Raw genomic sequence first — 17551 nt, 5'->3', positions numbered from 1 at the left:
GGAACCTCCTTCAGAACAGGTCGGCGTGGCTGAAGCCGAAATCGACCAGTTCGGCATCGGTGATCGGCCCCTGTCGCGCGTAGAGCGCGCGGGCACTGGGCCGTTCGCTGGGTTGCAGCAGGACTGTGTTGCGATCGAAATCACTGCCGATCACCACGAATACGGCACGCGATGGCCACGCAGCGAGGAATTCAGGCAGCGCCAGGCTGCGGTTGCCAAGGATGGGATCAGCCACCTCGACCACACCGCCGCGCACCTGCTTGAGCACCACGAAGTGGCGGAAGCCGCGCACGTCCATCAGCACAAGACCCGGAACCCGAAGCGTGCGCAGGCGTGCCTCATCGATGCGATAGCCGCGCCCGCGCATGCCCAGCGATTCCACGTAGCGCTTGATGTCGAGCAGCGAAAAGCCACGCTCGGCTACCAGCGCCGGGTCGGACACCCCCATCATCCCTTCGATCACCGTCGCCTCGTCGGTGTCCAGGTGGTAGGCATGGCGCAGGATGGTCGCCAGTGCGGCCGCTCCGCAGCTGTAATCGGTGTGCTGGCGTACCACGTTGCGGTAGCGCCGTTCCTGCATGCTCTCCACCTTCTGCTGCAGCAGCGCGCCATTGGGCAGTACGCCGGCGAAGTCGACGTCGCCCGCCCGCGCGGACGCGCCGCCCAGCAACAGCAGGCAGGCCAGCAGGCGTATCGAGAGACGGTGGCCGAACATCGCATTCTCCGGCAGCAAGGGGGAGCCCCTGTCCCAAGGGGGAGGAGGAACAGGAGCTCCCGGGAACCCGGCCATTGGCGGACGGCCGGGGTGTTACGCTTACTCGCCGCTGCCACCACCGCCGCCGGTGCTGGGCTGGGCGACTGCCAGGGCCAGGCTGTTGGCCTGCAGGTTGCCGGTGCCCGCGGCCACGTTCACGCCGATGTTGCCCGAGGCGCCGGAGAAGGCGCTGCCCGACAAGGCCGAGGTGTTGGTCGCGTTGACGTTCACCCAGCGCGTGGTGCTGACCGTGCCGCTGAGGCTGGCATACAGGTCGGCCACGCCCAGCTCGACGAACTGGCTGGTGCCACTCTCACGCGTATCGAAGCCCAGGCCGCCCACCCCCGGCCGGTTGGGGTTCATCGTGGCGTTCTGGATCTGGTTGTCCAGATCGATATGGCCGGTGCTGCTGCCACCCGGGTGTGGCAGCTCGCCACTCCAGGTATCCAGATAGTAGTTGGCCATCTGGTAGGCGTTGCCGGTACCGCGGTAGGTGCCGGCGCCATAGGCCAGGGTCAGGCCGCTGACGCCGCCACGCATGCCGACCTGCACGGTATCGGTGTAGGACTGCACGAAGCCGGCGTTGCTGACCGTGTTGCCGGTGGAGACCTGGTTGGAGCTGATGCTCGACTGCGCCACCGCGGTGGTCGCGACCGACGCCGCCAGCGCGTTCTTCTGCTCGTTGTTGTTGCCCGAAGCAATGTTGACACCGATGTTGCCTGACGCACCGCCAAAGGCATTGCCACCGAGACCTGCGGCATTGGTGACACCGGAGTTCATGGTCGCGTTGCCGAAGCCGGCCTGGTTGACGAACACCTCGGCGTCGGCCATGCCGAAGCTGAAGGACGCATCGGCAGCGGACAGCGACGCGGCGTTGTCCTGGGCGTTGTTGTCGCCCGATACCACGTTGAAGCCGAGGTTGCCGGAGGCACCTGCGCCCACGCTGTCACCGATGGAGGCACTGTTGGTGACCAGGCTGTTGCTGGTGGCGTTGTTGCTGATCGATTGGCGGTTGTCGATCACGGCAATGGCCGCCGAGTCGAGGTCGATGTCGCCGGTGATGTTCGGGTCGCCGGAGAAATTGATGTCGGTGCTCAGTCGCAGGTCCTTCTCCAGGTTCACGTCGACGCCGTGGTTGTTCTTTTCCTTGCGTTCGTCGGCCTGGATGGTGCTGTGCTTCTGCACATTGACGTTGACGGTACGGTTGCGCACGTCGTTGTCGGTGTGGTTGTGCGTCTCGTTGCGGGTTTCGCTGACGGTGTGGGTGTGGTTGATGTTCGCGTTGGTGTTCTGGTTGTCCCAGCCATTGGCCGCAGCGGCGGTCGAGGCAGTGGCAATCGCCATGGCGAGCATGGTCCGTTTGACGGTCGCTTTCATGGTGCCCTCTCTCTCATCAGGTGGTGCATCGGTTGGGTGGTTGTCACGGGCGGTCCTGCACGACCAGGCCCAGTACATTGGCCGTGTCATTGCCGCTGCCCGCGATCTGATTGAGTTGCAGGACCCCGTCGAATCCCCGCAGCGCGGTGCTGGTGACACCGGCGCTGCGGGTGCCCGTCGCGACGCCGCGACCGGCGTCGTCCCGCCCCCCTGCCAACGCGGAACCCTCGGCGGCCAAGGCCGTATCGTCGGTTTCGCGTATGCCCTGTCGGGCCAGCGTCGCGCTGACGACGTTGAGCGTCGTGTTGGCGATGCCGCTGGCCTGGTTGATGGATGCGATGCCGCTGGCACCGGCCAGCGCCTTGCCATCGATGACGGCGGTGGCGTGCATCGGTGCACCCAGCACGCGGTTGCCACCGCGCAGTTGTCGGTTGGCGATCGAGACGTCGGCATGTTCGCCCGTGGCGATGCCGCGCAGGTTGGCCTGCAGATTGAGGTCGCCGGCCGCCTGGTTGACCGCGATGGCGCCGTTCGCGCCGGCCAGTGCATGGCCGTCGATGCGGGCAACGTCGAGGTAGGCGAGCATGCCGCTGTAGTCATCGGCCTGCGCGATCAACGGCGTGGCAGGCAGGATCAGCAGCAGCCAGTGCGCCCGCCTCACTTGCCACCTGCCGGGGCCATGCCCTGCAGCGGGAACTGGCCGAGCGCGCCGCGCACGGTCTCGCCGATGCCGCGAGTACTGTTGCCGACCGCGCCGAGCGGCCCGCTCATGGCGCCACCGAGACTGCTGCCGACCATGCCGTCACCGTTGCGGCCGAGCGTACCGCCCAATGCCTGCTGCGTCACACGTTCGACCGTGGTGCCTGCGGGTGCGGTGGCTGTGGCTGCCTGACCCGCCCCCATGCCTGCGTAGTCTTCATCGCTCAGCTCGTCCATCCCGTTTGCCGGGGCACCCGCACCGAGGGCCGCCGCGATCTCGCGCTGGGGTTTCGGGTCGGCGATCAGCGCCATGCCGGGCGGCGCCATGCGATAGGCCGGGCGTGCGGACACATCACGCAACAGGACGATTTCGCCCGGTTGAGCCTTCACGCCCTGGCGTGCACCGGAGGCAGAGGCGCTCGCACCAACCGACAGCAGGGCCACGGCCAGCGTTGCCAGCAGGCCGCGAATGGGGGTGATGCCGTCCATGCCGATCTCCCGTGGTGGGTGCGGCGGAACCACGCATCAACCGTGCCAACCCTGCAAGGCTTGGCTGCCCTGGCGCCAGGCGCTGGCGGGAGTCGGGTGCTGCTGCCGCGCTGTTACAGCACCATCGGAAAAATGCTGGGATCGCGCTGTACCTAGCGCGGCAGGGCAAGGCGGGCGCCCGACTGTCACACCGGTGTTACAGGTGCCGTCGCGGACTGTAACGATGCCGCTTCAGCCGGTGGTCTCTTGACGCGGCGCTCATTGCGCCGCCGTTTAGCGCAGCGCTAGGATCCGCCCATCAAAGGCCGCTGCGGTGGCCGTAGAAGGTCCCGGCGGAGGGCGGCACGCCGGTGATTGCCTGACAGTCCGCCGACGGTGTCCGGATGCTGGGGGAAGCATGGCGGCGGTCCCGGAGGCTTCTACATCACGTTGCGTGCTCTGGTTCGGCGAGCCGCTGGCGAACGAGCGCAGCGCGCTGGCGGCCGCAGGCTGGTACGTGCGCCGCATCCATCCCGACCCGGCGATGGCGATCGGGCTGCGCGGGCGTGATCGGCTGCTCGCTGTGCTGGATCTTCGCCATCTGGATACGCCCGCGCTGCAGTTGCTGGCGCCATGGATCGAACAGCACGTGCATCTGCCCTGGATTGCGGTGCTGCCACCCGGCGCGGGGCCCACGCCTGCAGCGTGGCTGCCCTTGCTGCAGCGTTGCATCTCGCGGTTCACGCTGCCTTTCGGCCTGCAGGACCTGGTGGCTGCGATGCGCCAGCAGTTCGACGCGGATGATCCTTCTGCCAGCGAGGTATGCGCCGGCCAGGGGCCGCGCACACTGATCGGCGAGAGTCCTGCGTTGCATGCGGTGCGCACCGTGCTGCACAAGTTCGCGCCGGTCGAACTGCCGGTGCTGGTCACCGGCGAAACCGGTACCGGCAAGGAGCTGGCGGCTCACGCGCTGCATGCGTTGTCCGGCCGTGCGGGCAAGCCGTTCATCGCGGTCAACTGCGGTGCCATTCCGGCCAACCTGGTGCAGTCGGAGCTGTTTGGCCACGAGCGCGGCTCGTTCACCGGCGCCGACAAGCGCCAGATAGGCGTATTCGAAGCCGCACACGGCGGCACCGTGTTCCTCGACGAGGTGGGCGACCTGCCGGCGGAGGCGCAGACCAGCCTGCTGCGCGTGCTGCAGGAAGGCACCTTCGAGCGCGTCGGCAGCAGCCAGCCGCTGCGGGCCGACGTGCGTGTACTCGCGGCCACCCACGTCGAACTGGAACACGCGGTGGCGCAGGGGCGGTTCCGTAGCGATCTCTACTATCGGCTCAATGTGCTGCGCCTGCTGATGCCGCCCTTGCGCGAGCGTGGCGCCGATGTGCAGCTGCTGGCCGAGCACTTCCTGCGCTGCTTCCGCCTGCGCCACAGCGTGCGTGCACGTGGCTTCGCGCCCGCTGCGCTGCAGGCGATGCGGCGCTTCGGTTGGCCCGGCAACGTGCGTGAACTGCTCAACCGGGTGCAGCGGGCGGCGATCATGGCCGAAGGCGAGCTGATCAGCGAGCGTGACCTTGAACTGGGTGGGGCCGAGCATGCGCCGCCGGGCGCGATGCTGCAGGATGCCCGCGGCCAGGCCGAGCGCGATGTGCTGCTGCAGACCCTGCGCCAGACCGGCTACAACGTCTCCGAGTGCGCACGGCAGATGCAGATCTCGCGGGTGACCGTGTATCGGCTGTGCCGCAAGCATCGTCTGGAACTGCCGGCGCAGCGTTGAGTGCGGATCATGGTTCGCCCGAACGGTAGCGGATGCGGTACAGGTCCAACCCCGCACCGTCTGCGCGCCGCGCCGAATAGGTCAAAGTGTCAGGTTGCGAGCCATCCAGCATCGCACCGTAGCTGTCGCCGGAGGCTTCGTTCACCGGGGAGGGCAATGCATGGCCCGCGTCATAACGGCCTCCACGCTCGTAGGCAATGAACTGGCGGACCGGTGCAGTGGCGAAGTCCAGGGCGCGGGCAAACACCACCGTTCGGCCGTCGCCCAGGAACGTGGCATCGAACTCCTGTGCGGCGGTATTGATGCCACCCGCCAGCGGCCGCGCCGGCTGCGCCACGCCGCCGATCATCGTGGCGCTGTAGAGGTCATGGCCGCCGGCACCGCCCGCGCGATCGCTGGAGAACAACAGCGTACGACCGTCCGGCGAGAGCATCGGCGCGAACTCGTCGGCCGCGCTGTTCACCGCGGGGCCCAGATTCTCCGGTTCGCCGAATCGACCGTCACGTCCAATGCTGACCCGGTACAGATCGTCGCCGCCCTGGCCGCCTGCTCGATCCGAACAGAAATACACCGTACGGCCATCGGCAGAAAAGGCGGGATCGAAGTCTCGTCCCGGCGTGTTGAACGAGACCGGCGTCGCCGGCCGCCAGCGCTGCCCGTCGTGGCGGGAGACCCAGATGTCATACCCGCCCGGACCGCCGGGACGGTTGCGGCTGAACCACAGCGCGGTGTTTCCGTCCGGGCTCAGGGTCAGTCGAATCTCGTCGTACTGCGTGGATGCAACGCCCGGCGCAAAGCGTTCAGCGGAGCCGACGATCTGCAGCACCCTTGAGGGAGTCGCGGGGGGCGACGCAGCAACCAGCAGCATCACGGCCAGCCGCGCTTTCATGCCTGCCGCTCGAAGTCGCTGACCCAGTTGGTTTCCCAACTGCGTCCCCCATCGGTCGAAGCCGCCTGTTCCCAGCGCGCCGAGCGCGGGGTAATGCGTGACCAGATCACCCGCGTCTGGATCGCCCGTCCGTCGTGCTGGTCTTCGCCGAAGAAGCGGCCGACACCGGCCTCGAAACCACCGCGCAGCGGCGCGCCGATCCGGGTCGGCTCCCGGCCATCCAGCCACCAGCTCAGCCAGTGCCGCTCAGCGGCGTTCCAGGCGCGGATACCCATGCCGCGCAGCGGTGCTCCCGGCACGTCCATAAGGTTGTCGCCTACGTTGCCGAATCCTCCCAGTACCGCCCAGTTGTGCAGGGTGCCGTTGAACGCGTCCCACGCATCACTGCCTGCCAGCCGAGCGCGCAGGCGACGATGGCGCACGTTCCAATGGCCCACCAGGAAATCAAAATCGCGCGGTGCATCCGGCAGCTTCGGAAGCGGAGAGGGGACCGCCGCAGTGCGGCGGAACCAGTTGCGCCAGTTCACTTCCCAGTGCGCGCCGGCATCGTCGGAGAACGCCTGCTCCCACCACGGCTCCTCGCCATGGATGTCATGCCAGCGGAACCAGACGTCGATGGGGCGTCCCTTGAAGTGATCACGACCACGGAAGCTGCCGCCATCGCCTTCGAAGACGCCGCGCACGGGCGCTTCGATATGGGCAGGGTTGCGCCCATCGATCCACCAGATCGACCACGTGGAAGACACTGGATCAAAAGCACGCACGCCCAGGCCTCTGTACGGGCCCGAAGGCAGCGCCATGACGTTGTCATCGATGGTGCCGAGCCCGCCCAGGGTGAGCCAGACCGCGCTGGCGCCGGTGAAGGCTTCCCAGCGGGTGTCGCCCACCAGGCGCTCCTTCAGGCGTTGGTGCCGGACCTGCCAGTTGCCCTGCAACCATTTCCAGTCTTCGCTGTGGCTGGACAGGGGCCGCCCCGAGGGTAGGGCGCTTGAGGCTGCCACTGCGGCCAAGGTGGCCAGGAACTGCCGTCGATCCATGTGCGTGACCCCTTGCCGGAAGTGCCTCCATCGTTGCGGGTGCGAGGGGGATTGACCACGCAGATATCCGGGCTCAGGCTAAGCCACACTTATGGTGACCCAACGCCAGCTTCCATCGCTTGCCGCCATCCGCGCCTTCGAAGCGGCGGCGCGGCCGGGCAGTTTTGCCCGTGCCGCCGAGGAGCTCGACACCAGCGCGGCATCGGTGAGTTACCACGTGCGCCGGCTGGAGGCCCAGACCGGCACCTGCCTGTTCCTGCGCCATGCACAGCACGTAGAACTGACGGCGACGGGTGCCAGCGTCGCGCAGGAGGCCACCCGGGCATTCGATGCACTGCGTGCCAGCTTCATGCGCGCCGCAGACATGGATGCGGCGCGACTGCGCCTGTCCGTGCTACCCACGCTGGGCACCAGTTGGCTGACACCGCGGCTGGGCAGTTTCCGCAGCCGCCATCGGAGCATCGTGCTGGAACTGGACCTGTCGGCAGAGCCGCAGGACCTGGCCGCCGGGCATTTTGATGCTGCCATCCGCAATGGGCATGGCGAGTGGCCCGGGCTGCAGGCCACGCCCCTGTTCCCCAGCATTTTCACCCCGTTGTGCGCGCCAGCGCTGCTGCCGGCGGCAGACGGGCTCGGGCGCCGGGCCTTGGAGGTTCCGCTGCTCGGCAGGCCCGACTGGTGGGCACTGTGGTTTTCCGCACATGGCGCGGTTCCGCCGCCGGCCGAGGCGAGCCTGGTCAGCCCCTTTGCGGTAGAGCATCTGGATGTCGGCGCGGCCATTGCCGGGCAGGGCATCGCCATTGCCTCGCCAATCCTGTTCCAGGCCGAACTGGACAGCGGGCGCCTGGTGCAGGCACATCCCGGTGTGGCCAGCGACGGGCGTGTCTTCTGGTTCGTGGCACCGACGGCGCGCAGCCGGAGCGCCAAGGTCATTGCATTCGGTGACTGGCTGGGCGAGCAGGCCGCGCAGGCCAGGCATGCGGCGCGACATCATCTGGCGCGCACGGTGGCGGCATGAACCAGAGCCCTGAACTGCTGAGACGCCTGCTGCGTGCCAAGGACCGGATGGACCATGCCAGCCACGAGGACTGGCCGGTGGCCCGCCTGGCCGAAGTGAGTGCCGTATCGCCCGCGCATTTCGCGCGTTCGTTCAAGCAGGCCTTCGGGCTGCCGCCGCACCGCTACCTGCTGAGCCGCCGCATCGAACGGGCCGTGGCGATGTTGCGTGACACCGATCTGCCGGTCACCGAGATCGCCGCGCAGACCGGCTGGAGCAGCCTGGGCACCTTCGGCCGCATCTTCCGTGACATCACCGGCGACAGCCCGGGCAACGTGCGCGAGCGTGAGCGGGCCGGCCAGGCGACGCCGGCCTGCGTGCCGGAGTGCCACGCACGTGCCGCGCAGCGACCGGACCTGAACATGGCAGTTTTGGAGAAGCGCCGGCGCGCGGCGGTTGCTAACGTGGATCCCACGTGAGGGAGGTCCCATGACAAACACTGTGAACACGGTCGGCCTCTATGTGCGCGACCAGGATGAAGCGCTCGCGTTCTACGTCGGCATGCTCGGTTTCGAAGTGCACACCGATGTGCGCAATGGCAGCTACCGTTGGCTGACGGTACGCAGCCCCGACCAGGACGGATTCCAGCTGGGGCTGTTCGTTCCGGGCCCGCCCACACACGACGCGGCCACCGCGCAGGCACTGCAGCAGCTGGTGGCGAAAGGCGCAATGCCGCCGCTGGTGCTGGCCGTCGATGACTGTCGGGCGCGCTATACGCAATGGCTGGCACGGGGCGTCGAGTTCACCCAGGAGCCGGTCGAACGCTATGGCGCCATCGATGCCGGATTCCGTGACCCGTCCGGCAATGGCTGGAAGATGATCGAAGCCCGCTCCGAAGCGAGGCGCCGTCAATGAGCCGGGGTGGCTGGGCGCGGCCCGTGCATCGCTGGACCTCGATCGTCTTTACCCTGGCGGTGATCGCCAATTTCGCCGCTCGCGGGCTGGGGCAGGGCGAGCCGGCAGCGTGGATCACCTATTCGCCGCTGCCGCCATTGTTCCTGCAGCTGTTCACTGGCCTGTACCTGTTCGTGCTGCATTACACCGGGACACGCCGCAGCGCCACGCTGGGCGCTGCAGGCTGAGGCCGCCTCAGGCAGCAGCGTCGGCGGCGTAGGCCGCCAGCAATGCCGGCAGCTGGTCCATGCGCTGGAAGATCACCTTCGCACCCGCAGCGCGCAGGGCCTCCGGCGTGCTGTGGTGCGGGCCGCCCTCGCTGAAGCCAAACACGGTTGCACCCGCCGCGACGCCGGCGGTCGCGCCGGTCACGGTGTCTTCAATGACCGCGCAGCGCTTCGGATCCACACCCAGCGCGGCAGCGGCCGCCAGGTAGACGTCCGGGTGCGGCTTGGTGTTCGGCATGTCCTGGCCGCTGTAGACGTGGTCGCCGAATGCATCGAGGATGCCGACCTTGCCCAGCTGCAGTTTCACCTTGATCAGGTCGGCACCGGACGCGCAGGCAATGCGGCCACCGGTCGCTGCGGCGATCGCACGCACGGCCTCGGGTGCCCCCCGGATCGGCTCCAGATCCCGTTCCAGCGCCCGGTTGCGCTGCTGGCGGAACTCCTCCAGCCATTCCTCGGTGAACGGCTTGCCGGTGCGCTCTGCGATCAGCCCGGCCAGATGGGCCACGGATTGGCCCAGGAAGACCTCGCCGGCCTGCGCAGGCGTCAGCGGCCAGCCGCGTGCGGTCAGCATTTCCGAGAGCACGCGGGCCACCAGCGGCTCGGAATCGACCAGTACGCCGTCGCAGTCGAACAGCACGGCATCGAAGGGGAAAAGGGGCATCTACAACTCCAGGGCGCAATGCGGTGGTGCAATTGCCCGTCATTTTCCCACAGCCATCCTTGCCTGGCACCCGGACCGGGTGCCACGCATTCCCGGCAGGCCGATCAGCCCAGATCACAGCCCGCCGGCTGCGGCCAGGTGCTGGCAGGCAGCATGTTCTTCAGCGAGGTCGGTGCGTTGATCGCCACATAGCTGGCGCCCAGCAGCTCCTCCAGATCGGCAATCGTCACCAGGTAGTTGTCCAGGCTGCCCAGGTTGGCCTCGTTGGGAATGATCCAGCTGATCGCCTTGGCGGTTCCGGTGTTCGGGTCACGGGTGATGATCGTCTTCCAGAAGAACTCCGGGGTCGGGATGCCATGGCTGGCCAGGAAGTAATCGTTGGCGGCGTCGCCGTAGACCACGCCACCGTAGACGTCCACTGGTGCGATGTCGCGGTAGCACTCGGCCACGTTCTCGGCCTTCACCCAGATGCCCTGGTTGAAGCTGGACACCTGCGGCACGATGTTGGTCATGTAGTTGGCGCGGCGGATGTAGGTCGCGTCGTAGTCCATGTGGTTGGACGTGACCAGATGGCCACGGTCATAGCCGGATCTGATGCTGGCGTAGGACGCGGTGCTGGTCTGGCCCAGGCAACCGGCCGGCAGGTCCGGGTCCTTGTAGAAGCTGGACGGCCGTGCGGCCGAACCGGTATCGGCGGTAAGCGTGTACTCGTAGCGGGTGGCGCTGTGGATGCTGCAGTCGTAGGTCAGCACGAAGCCGCCCTTGTTGAGGGTGACCACCTGGGCCTGTGCAGCACCGGCAAAAGCACTGAGTACGAAAGCAAAGACAAAGCTTGCAAAGCGCATTTCGATTCTCCAGCAGAAGATTCAGGGCGCAGCCGCCCGTCACGACCTGGCCGGGGCGAGGACATGCGGAGATGCTGCGGAGACGGGTGCTGCGGATTGCGGTGGAACCTGGCCGCGTTGTTGGGCCATCAGCCCTGCGGTGTCATAAGCGTCACAAGCTGGCGCCTTGTGGTCAATGACGAAAGGGCGAAGCTGTGATCATGCGCAAGCACTGGTGATATGTCAGATCACGCGGCGCGTGGATGACACGCGCGCGTGCTAGGCGCCTGGCAGGCCTGCCAGCTGCGCCCCTGGGCCTGCGGCGGCGGGCGCTACAGGAATGTTTCCTGTTCTTCGTCCGGCGCCAGGCATGCGGCCTTGCTTTGCTCGGTCGAGTGCGCAATGGCCGCCTCGTCGAAACCGGCGCGGCTCAACCACAAACGATTCCAGCGGACCAGTGCGTCGCCGTCGCGTGCCAGGCAGGCATAGCGGACGATCGATTCCAGGTTGTCGATGGTCGGGTACTGCTGGGCGATTTCGTCCAGCCCCTGGCGCATCAGCGGCCAATCGGGCTTCGCTGCGCGGAAGTGATCGGGCGAATATTCGGTGGCCGACCAGTACAGCCGTGCGTAGCGCATGGCCCCCTTCTTCTTTGGTGCACTGGCCATCGAGTGCCGCGCGAAGGCTCCCATCTTCTGCGCGCTGCCACCCCAGGCCGGCGTGAAGTACTCCATGGCAATGAGGTGCAGTGGTTCGTAGTCGGGGAAGGCCTTCGCTGCGCGATCAACGAGCGCCAGCATTTCGTCGTCATCCGCGCTTTCGCGCAGCGCGATCAGCACGTTCATTTCGTGCCAGAACGGGTCGCCGCCGGCAACATCCTCATGCGATTGCAGGTAGGCCCGCGAAACCGCGTTGTACTCATGGAACTGTGCCCAGTCTTCGGCGTTGACGGTGTTGGCGTAACCGTTGCCGCGGTAGCTCCAGGCCAGGTTGAGTGGAATCCGTGCGGTGATCAGGTGGGCCGCCGCAGACTTCGGCGCGTGCTGAACCCAGCGCGCCGCCCATGCAGACCAGTCATTCCAGGCTTGAACCTCCTGCCGCGACGTGCCGATTGCACGCGACATGCAGATGTAGAAACGGCCGAGCCGGGATTGGCCGGCGGCGTTGAGCTCGCCCTTGCGGAAACGCGCGGCCATCGCGTCGAGTGCCGCAAAGTCGTCGTTGGCCATCAGTCGCGCAATCTCCGCGCAGTCGTTGGCCGGTTCGGGGGCATCTTCCGCCAACACTGAAGGGGCGAACAGACAGGCGACGCTGGAGAGCGTGCCTGCGACGAGCATCCTGTGCATCGGGGGCGTCCTTGCTTTGATGGGAGACTGCGGAGGGCCCGCAGTGCCTCGAAGCATAGCAAGGCGCGCTTTGCGGCATGTTGCGTCGCAAGGTGCCAGCCACCATTCGCACTGGTACGGTCCGATCCGTTGCACCACCACCGACGGGGAGAGACAACGATGCGCAAGGTTCTGCTGCTGTTGATCCTGCTGACCGGGCTGGCGCCCGCGGCCCTGGCGGCCACGGTCAAGACCACCCATCGCACCATCCCCAGCTGGGATGGCACGCCCCTCGGGGCCTTCGTCATCGAACCCCAGGATGCCGGCAGTGGCCGCTATCCGCTGCTGGTGATGCCCAGCAGCTGGGCAGTGCCCAGCGTGGAGTACGTGGGCGTGGCACAGTCGCTGGCGCAGCGCGGCTATGTGGTCATCAGCTACAGCTCGCGCGGCTTCTGGGAGTCCGGCGGCAGCATCGACATCGCCGGGCCCGCCACGGTCGAAGACGTCAGTGCCCTGATCGACTGGGCGCTGGCCAACACCCGGGCCGATCCGGCCAGGATCGGTGTCTCTGGCATCTCCTACGGGGCCGGCACCAGCCTGCTGGCGGCGGCACGCGATCCGCGCATCAAGGCCGTTGCCGCGCTGAGCGGCTGGGCCGACCTGCAGGCGTCGCTCTACAGCCATGACACGCCCAGCGCACAGGGCATCGCCCTGCTGGTGGCAGCGGGCCTGGCGACTGGCCGCCCCGGAGCGGAGCTGACCACCATCAACCGCAATGTGCTGGTCGGCAACTACCAGGGGGCGGTGGACTCGCTGCTGCCGGTAGCGGCACAGCGCAGCCCGGCCAGCAGCCTTGATGAGATCAATGCCAACCAACCCGCGGTATTCCTCGCCAACGCCTTCAACGACAGCCTGTTCCCGCCGGGCCAGCTGGTCGACTTCTTTACCCGCCTGAAGGGACCCAAGCAGTTGCAGCTGCGCCATGGCGACCACGCCCTCAACGAAGCCTTCGGTGCGCTCGGCATTCCCAATGAAGTCTATGCCGTGGTGGGCGACTGGTTCGACCACTACCTCAAGGGCGTGGCCAATGGCATCGACCGCCAGCCGGCGGTGCAGTTGAAGTCGCAGAAGGGCAGCTGGAGCCGTTATCCGGACTGGCAGGCCACCTCTACCGGCGCCGTAAGCTACGGGCTGACCGCGCCGACCGGGCTGCTGCTGCCCACCGGAGGGCTGGCCGAGAGCGGTGGCGGCACCGGTTGGAACTACCGGATCGGCAGCGGCCTGCTGACTGCCGCCAACTCCGGCGTGGTGATGGCGTCCGGCGCGCTGCAGATGTTCAACCTGCCGCCCGGCGCCTATGTGCCGTTCGTTGGCCGCAACGCCGCAGGCGTCTGGCAAGGCCCGATCTACTGGAGTGCACGCCGCCTGGATGGCGCACCGGAAGTGCGGCTGACGGTGACGCCCACGCGCGCCAACACCACGCTGTATGCCTACCTGTATGCCGAGGATATGCTGGGCAACGGCCAGCTGATCAGCCACAAGCCGTACACCCTGCGCGGTGCCACGCCCGGCCAGCCGAGAACCATCGATCTTCGCCTGGAAGCCAGCAGCTGGAACCTACCGACCGGCAGCCGGCTGACCCTGGTGGTCGATACCGTGGACCTGCGCTATGCGGGCATCAGCCAGCTCGGCGGTGCGGTCACCTTCAGCTCGCCGGCCAACGCGCCTTCGGTGCTGAAGGTGCCGCTGCATTGATGGGTCAGTGCAGGTCCAGTGGATTCATCGAAGCGTCGCGGACACAGGGATCACCGGCGTCCGGTGTCAGGCGCGCCTCGATGTCCGGTGGAAACCGCGGAATCCTGCTGGTCTGCATCACCACCCAGCGCATGATCGTGTGGCGTGCCCGGTAACCACGCTCCACGAACGTTTCTTCGGCGCTCTTCACCACCTCCCGCATAAGGTGGGAGCCATTCAGGGCGTTGCGGTGGACTCAACGATGTTCGACTACCAGGACTGGACCTTCAACGCCAATGGCCGAACCGGGGTGCCCCGGGTGGAACTGGATGGCGACGGCGGCGGCACCATCAACCGTTACCGGTTGACCCTCGGGCCCGCCCAGTCCGGGCTGTGCATCAAGGTGGCCTCGCAGGAGGAAGCCGCCAAGAGGCTCGAAACCGAGGTGGAGAAACTGCTCGGCCCAGAGTGGTAAAGAGGGGAGTGGTAAAGAGGGCTTCACTGCGGCAGATGCGTTGTGAGGTTGCCAGCGCCACTCCGCAATCTCAGTCCATGCGACGGCCGACCGTATTCTTACGGCCATGCATTCGCCCTCCAGCGCTCCCGATTTCATGATAGCCCGCCGGCCCTCGGGCTGGGTGCAGAGCGGCGAGCGCTGGGACCTGTGGTGGAACGGGCGTTCCGTAGCCAACATCGTGCCGCATGCCGTGCTCGGGTTCCGGGTGTACCTGGACGCACGCAAGATGTCCCAGACCAAGGTGGTGGCCGCCACGAATGTGCGGCAGGCCAGGCGCTACGCCGAGCGCTGGTGTGCCGCGCGGCTTTGCCCACAGCTGCGGCTGCGCGAGGCGGTGGCACGCCTGGTGGACGTGGCGCCGGAATCAAAGGCTGCGCCGTCGCCCGCACTTTCGCGGGAACAACGGCAGCAGGCCCGCCGGCTGGCCGAGGCTGGGGCGGGTGAGGTGGTACGGATCAAACAGGCACTGACGCCGCGACAGCCCGCGATGAAGACCCGGCCGGAGCTGCAGGGGCGAGGTGGAGCCTGGTCGATACCCGGGCAGGCTCCGTCAAGCCGGCATTCGAACGGCAATGCCTCCCCGGCCAGGCTTATGCCGAGAGTTCCTCGCGCACGATCCTCGCCCCCGCGCTGAGTGCGCGCAGCTTGCCCCTGGCCACATCGCGCGCCAGCGGCGCCATGCCACAGTTGGTGCTCGGGTAGAGCTTGTCGGCATCCACGAACTGCAGCGCCCTGCGCAGGGTGTGGGCCACATCCTCCGCCGATTCCACCGTGTTGCAGGCCACGTCGATGGCACCGACCATCACCTTCTTGCCACGCACCAGCTCGATCAGGTCCATCGGCACGTGCGAGTTCTGGCATTCCAGCGAGATGATGTCGAGGTTGGAGGTCTGCAGCTTGGGGAACGATTCTTCATACTGGCGCCATTCCGATCCCAGCGTCTGCTTCCAGTCGGTGTTGGCCTTGATGCCGTAGCCGTAGCAGATGTGCACGGCGGTCTCGCACTTCAGTCCTTCGATCGCACGCTCCAGCGCGGCCACGCCCCAGTCGTTCACTTCGTCGAAGAACACGTTGAAGGCCGGCTCATCGAACTGGATGATGTCAACGCCGGCGGCCTCCAGCTCCTTCGCCTCCTCGTTGAGGATCTTCGCGAACTCCCAGGCCAGTTTCTCGCGGCTCCTGTAATGCGCGTCGTACAGGGTATCGATCATCGTCATCGGGCCGGGCAGCGCCCACTTGATCGGCTGCGTGGTCTGGCGGCGCAGGAACTTCGCATCCTCCACGAACACCGGCTTCGGACGGCTCACTGCGCCGACCACGGTCGGCACGCTGGCATCGTAGCGGTTGCGGATGCGCACGGTCTCGCGCTTCTCGAAATCAACGCCGCTGAGGTGTTCGATGAAGGTGGTAACGAAGTGCTGCCGGGTCTGCTCGCCGTCGCTGACGATATCAATGCCGGCATGCTGTTGTTCCTGCAGCGACAGGCGCAGCGCATCCCGCTTGCCTTCAACCAGGGCTTCGTCCTGCAGCTTCCACGGTGACCAGAGCTTCTCGGGCTCGGCCAGCCAGGAAGGCTTGGGCAGGCTGCCTGCAGTGGAGGTGGGGAGCAGCGTCTTCGTCGGCATTGTGTCGTGTGTCCTGGGGGAGAATGGAAGTTTGATGGATCAGCGGGCGGCCCACTGCTCAAGCACGGCGCGGTATGGCTTGATGAAGTGCTCTTCGGTGAACCGGCCCTGCTTGATGGCCAACTGGCTGCGCTCTTCGCGGTCGTAGACGATGCGGGTGGAGGAGTAGTCCTGGTGCTTCAGGCTGGGCTGGTAGACCTTGCCGGCCACGGAGTTGGCGTTGTAGATCTCCGGGCGGTAGATCTTCTGGAAGGCCTCCATCGTGCTGATGGTGCCGATCAGTTCCAGGTTCGAGTAATCGCCCAGCAGGTCGCCCTGGAAGTAGAACGCCAGCGGTGCGACGCTGCCCGGTGGCATGAAATAGCGCACCCGCAGGCCCATCTTGTCGAAGTACTGGTCGGTGGGGGAGAACTTACCCTGGCGGTATTCCACGCCCAGGATCGGGTGATGGTTCTCGGTGCGGTGGTAGGTCCTGCTGCTGGAAACACTGATGCAGATCACCGGCCCCTTGCTGAAGTTGGCACGGTAGGCGTCAGACTCCAGGAAGTGCTGGAACAGCTTGCCGTGCAGGTCGCCAAAGCCCTCCGGAAGGCGGAAGGTGTCCTTGCCTTCGTTGCTGGCCGGCAGCACGACGCTGAAGTCGTAGTCACGGACATAGGACGAGAAGTTGTTGCCGACGATGCCTTCGGTGCGCGCGCCGGTGTGCGTGTCAACGATGGTCGGGCGCAACACTTCGATCAACGGGAAAGGATCGCTGCCGTCGGCGCCGTCGATGTGCATCTCCACCGAGATGATGTCGAGCTCGACCGCGTAGCGATCGGCGCTTGGGTTGTCCCAATGCGCCAGATCATTGAAGCGGTTGTTGATCATGCGGATGGTGTTGCGCAGGTTTTCCTGCCGGGACGCGCCGCGCGCCAGGTTGGCGAAGTTGGTGGTGATGCGCGTGCCTTCGGCCGGCTGGTAATCCTCGTTGAAGGGGATGCGCGTGATGCTGAAGGTGAAGGTGTCGGTCGTCATGGGCGGCGTTCCGTGTTGCGGGGTGGCACCCGGATGCGGGCGAGGGCATCCGGCATTCAAAGAGCTGCGGCGGTCTCAAGGGCGGTGGCACGATGGCGGGGCAGCGCCAGCAGCGGCATGGCCCGCCGTACCGCCAGTCGCGCCCGCTCGATCAGGGCGTCGCTGTGCACGCGGCCGTCGGCGAAATCGCGATCGGTGGCGTAGATACCCAGTGGCAGGGTGCGCGCCTGGAAGAAGCTGAAGAGCGGGCGCAGCTGATGGTCGATCACCAGCGAGTGGCGCTCGCTGCCACCGGTGGCGGCCAGAAGGATGGGGGTGTCGACCAGTGCGTCCTGGTGGATGAAGTCGAAGAAGTGCTTGAACAGCCCCGTGTACGAACCCCGGTAGACCGGCGTTGCCACCACCAGTACATCGGCCTGTTCAACAGCAACCAGCTGCCGCTCCACAGCGTCGGACACCTGTGAGCGCCACAGTGCGCCGGCCAGCTGCGGCGCCAGCTCGCCCAGTTCGATCAGGTGTTGCTCGCAATGGATGTCCTCGCCGATCAGGCCCAGCAGATGCTCGGCCAGCGTGGCGGCCCTGGAAGGGCGTTGCAATCCGCCGGAGACGGCGACGATTCGAAGGGGGCGGGCAGGTGAAAGCATGACCCGATCCTAGTCAGTGCCTTCC

At 66.7% G+C, this 17551-nt stretch carries 21 protein-coding genes; 8 read left to right on the top strand and 13 right to left on the bottom strand.

The window, feature by feature from the left end; translation table 11 throughout:
* Positions 1-10: 10 nt before the first annotated feature.
* The 4 genes from AC5P5V_RS08740 to AC5P5V_RS08725 all read right to left on the bottom strand — a co-directional run bounded on the left by AC5P5V_RS08740 (position 11) and on the right by AC5P5V_RS08725 (position 3319).
* Positions 11-715 carry a C39 family peptidase gene (locus tag AC5P5V_RS08740; RefSeq protein ID WP_134967801.1) on the bottom strand — a complete coding sequence of 235 codons (705 nt, stop codon included), beginning with the start codon at positions 713-715 and terminating at the stop codon, positions 11-13.
* A gap of 99 nt (positions 716-814) precedes the next feature.
* Positions 815-2131: a FapB/FapC family functional amyloid domain-containing protein gene (locus tag AC5P5V_RS08735; RefSeq protein WP_134967800.1), complete on the bottom strand. Its 1317-nt coding sequence runs from the start codon at positions 2129-2131 to the stop codon at positions 815-817.
* A 43-nt stretch (positions 2132-2174) separates the two neighbouring features.
* Entirely contained in the window at positions 2175-2792 is a 618-nt protein-coding gene (locus AC5P5V_RS08730; RefSeq protein ID WP_134967799.1) for a FapB/FapC family functional amyloid domain-containing protein, read from the bottom strand.
* Positions 2789-3319 (bottom strand): FapA family amyloid fibril periplasmic chaperone, encoded by a 531-nt coding sequence (locus AC5P5V_RS08725; protein ID WP_061478317.1) that lies wholly within the window; start codon positions 3317-3319, stop codon positions 2789-2791. Before AC5P5V_RS08725 ends, AC5P5V_RS08730 begins: the two co-directional genes overlap by 4 nt.
* A gap of 397 nt (positions 3320-3716) precedes the next feature.
* On the opposite strand from AC5P5V_RS08725, the gene AC5P5V_RS08720 reads away from it, so the two are divergent.
* A complete protein-coding gene (locus tag AC5P5V_RS08720; protein WP_134967798.1) occupies positions 3717-5072 on the top strand; it encodes a sigma-54 interaction domain-containing protein in 1356 nt (451 codons plus the stop codon).
* 7 nt (positions 5073-5079) lie between these two features.
* On the opposite strand, the gene AC5P5V_RS08715 is transcribed toward AC5P5V_RS08720, so the two are convergent.
* Both AC5P5V_RS08715 and AC5P5V_RS08710 read right to left on the bottom strand, forming a co-directional pair.
* A complete protein-coding gene (locus tag AC5P5V_RS08715) occupies positions 5080-5961 on the bottom strand; it encodes a TolB family protein (RefSeq protein ID WP_134967797.1) in 882 nt (293 codons plus the stop codon).
* Positions 5958-6998, bottom strand: a complete 1041-nt coding sequence (locus AC5P5V_RS08710) for a hypothetical protein (RefSeq protein ID WP_231352122.1) — start codon at positions 6996-6998, stop codon at positions 5958-5960. The genes AC5P5V_RS08715 and AC5P5V_RS08710 overlap by 4 nt, the downstream gene beginning before the upstream one ends.
* A gap of 91 nt (positions 6999-7089) precedes the next feature.
* On the opposite strand from AC5P5V_RS08710, the gene AC5P5V_RS08705 reads away from it, so the two are divergent.
* The 4 genes from AC5P5V_RS08705 to AC5P5V_RS08690 are packed head-to-tail and all read left to right on the top strand — an operon-like array spanning position 7090 to position 9137.
* Positions 7090-8016 (top strand): LysR substrate-binding domain-containing protein, encoded by a 927-nt coding sequence (locus AC5P5V_RS08705; protein WP_231352121.1) that lies wholly within the window; start codon positions 7090-7092, stop codon positions 8014-8016.
* The gene (locus AC5P5V_RS08700; RefSeq protein WP_061478312.1) at positions 8013-8474 is read left to right on the top strand and encodes a helix-turn-helix domain-containing protein; all 462 of its coding nucleotides are present in this window, start codon (positions 8013-8015) and stop codon (positions 8472-8474) included. The genes AC5P5V_RS08705 and AC5P5V_RS08700 overlap by 4 nt, the downstream gene beginning before the upstream one ends.
* A 10-nt stretch (positions 8475-8484) precedes the next feature.
* A complete protein-coding gene (locus AC5P5V_RS08695; RefSeq protein WP_061478311.1) occupies positions 8485-8910 on the top strand; it encodes a VOC family protein in 426 nt (141 codons plus the stop codon).
* The gene (locus AC5P5V_RS08690; RefSeq protein WP_134967795.1) at positions 8907-9137 is read left to right on the top strand and encodes a hypothetical protein; all 231 of its coding nucleotides are present in this window, start codon (positions 8907-8909) and stop codon (positions 9135-9137) included. Before AC5P5V_RS08695 ends, AC5P5V_RS08690 begins: the two co-directional genes overlap by 4 nt.
* Before the next feature lie 7 nt (positions 9138-9144).
* Here the strand turns inward: AC5P5V_RS08690 and AC5P5V_RS08685 are convergent, their stop codons facing one another.
* The 3 genes from AC5P5V_RS08685 to AC5P5V_RS08675 form a co-directional block, all read right to left on the bottom strand.
* Complete coding sequence (locus AC5P5V_RS08685) at positions 9145-9840, bottom strand: HAD family hydrolase (RefSeq protein ID WP_134967794.1); 696 nt, start codon at positions 9838-9840, stop codon at positions 9145-9147.
* 104 nt (positions 9841-9944) lie between these two features.
* Complete coding sequence (locus AC5P5V_RS08680; protein WP_061478308.1) at positions 9945-10685, bottom strand: DNA/RNA non-specific endonuclease; 741 nt, start codon at positions 10683-10685, stop codon at positions 9945-9947.
* A gap of 311 nt (positions 10686-10996) precedes the next feature.
* Positions 10997-12010, bottom strand: coding sequence for a DUF4034 domain-containing protein (locus AC5P5V_RS08675; protein WP_134967840.1), 1014 nt, complete (start codon positions 12008-12010; stop codon positions 10997-10999).
* A 159-nt stretch (positions 12011-12169) separates the two neighbouring features.
* On the opposite strand from AC5P5V_RS08675, the gene AC5P5V_RS08670 reads away from it, so the two are divergent.
* Positions 12170-13744 carry a S15 peptidase family protein gene (locus AC5P5V_RS08670; protein WP_134967793.1) on the top strand — a complete coding sequence of 525 codons (1575 nt, stop codon included), beginning with the start codon at positions 12170-12172 and terminating at the stop codon, positions 13742-13744.
* 4 nt (positions 13745-13748) lie between these two features.
* Here AC5P5V_RS08670 and AC5P5V_RS08665 read toward each other — a convergent pair whose 3' ends face one another.
* Positions 13749-13934 (bottom strand): hypothetical protein, encoded by a 186-nt coding sequence (locus tag AC5P5V_RS08665; RefSeq protein WP_134967792.1) that lies wholly within the window; start codon positions 13932-13934, stop codon positions 13749-13751.
* Positions 13935-13985: 51 nt separating this feature from the next.
* Between AC5P5V_RS08665 and AC5P5V_RS08660 the strand changes: the two genes are divergently transcribed.
* Together AC5P5V_RS08660 and AC5P5V_RS08655 are read left to right on the top strand one after the other, a co-directional pair.
* Positions 13986-14198, top strand: coding sequence for a hypothetical protein (locus tag AC5P5V_RS08660; RefSeq protein WP_134967791.1), 213 nt, complete (start codon positions 13986-13988; stop codon positions 14196-14198).
* Between the two features lie 106 nt (positions 14199-14304).
* Positions 14305-14874, top strand: coding sequence for a hypothetical protein (locus tag AC5P5V_RS08655; RefSeq protein WP_231352120.1), 570 nt, complete (start codon positions 14305-14307; stop codon positions 14872-14874).
* On the opposite strand, the gene AC5P5V_RS08650 is transcribed toward AC5P5V_RS08655, so the two are convergent.
* Genes AC5P5V_RS08650 through msuE form a run of 3 tightly spaced genes read right to left on the bottom strand, consistent with a single transcriptional unit; the run spans position 14831 to position 17526 of the window.
* Positions 14831-15865, bottom strand: a complete 1035-nt coding sequence (locus AC5P5V_RS08650) for a methionine synthase (protein ID WP_134967790.1) — start codon at positions 15863-15865, stop codon at positions 14831-14833. The two genes, AC5P5V_RS08655 and AC5P5V_RS08650, sit on opposite strands and share 44 nt — an antisense overlap.
* 39 nt (positions 15866-15904) lie before the next feature.
* Positions 15905-16882, bottom strand: a complete 978-nt coding sequence (locus AC5P5V_RS08645; RefSeq protein WP_134967789.1) for a DUF1852 domain-containing protein — start codon at positions 16880-16882, stop codon at positions 15905-15907.
* A 56-nt stretch (positions 16883-16938) separates the two neighbouring features.
* Positions 16939-17526 (bottom strand): FMN reductase, encoded by a 588-nt coding sequence (msuE, locus tag AC5P5V_RS08640; RefSeq protein ID WP_134967788.1) that lies wholly within the window; start codon positions 17524-17526, stop codon positions 16939-16941.
* Between the last annotated feature and the right edge of the window lie 25 nt (positions 17527-17551).

It is taken from the genome of Stenotrophomonas sp. YJH_SMC_130 (genome assembly GCF_059369035.1).
This window is presented reverse-complemented; position numbering and strand designations above follow the sequence as displayed.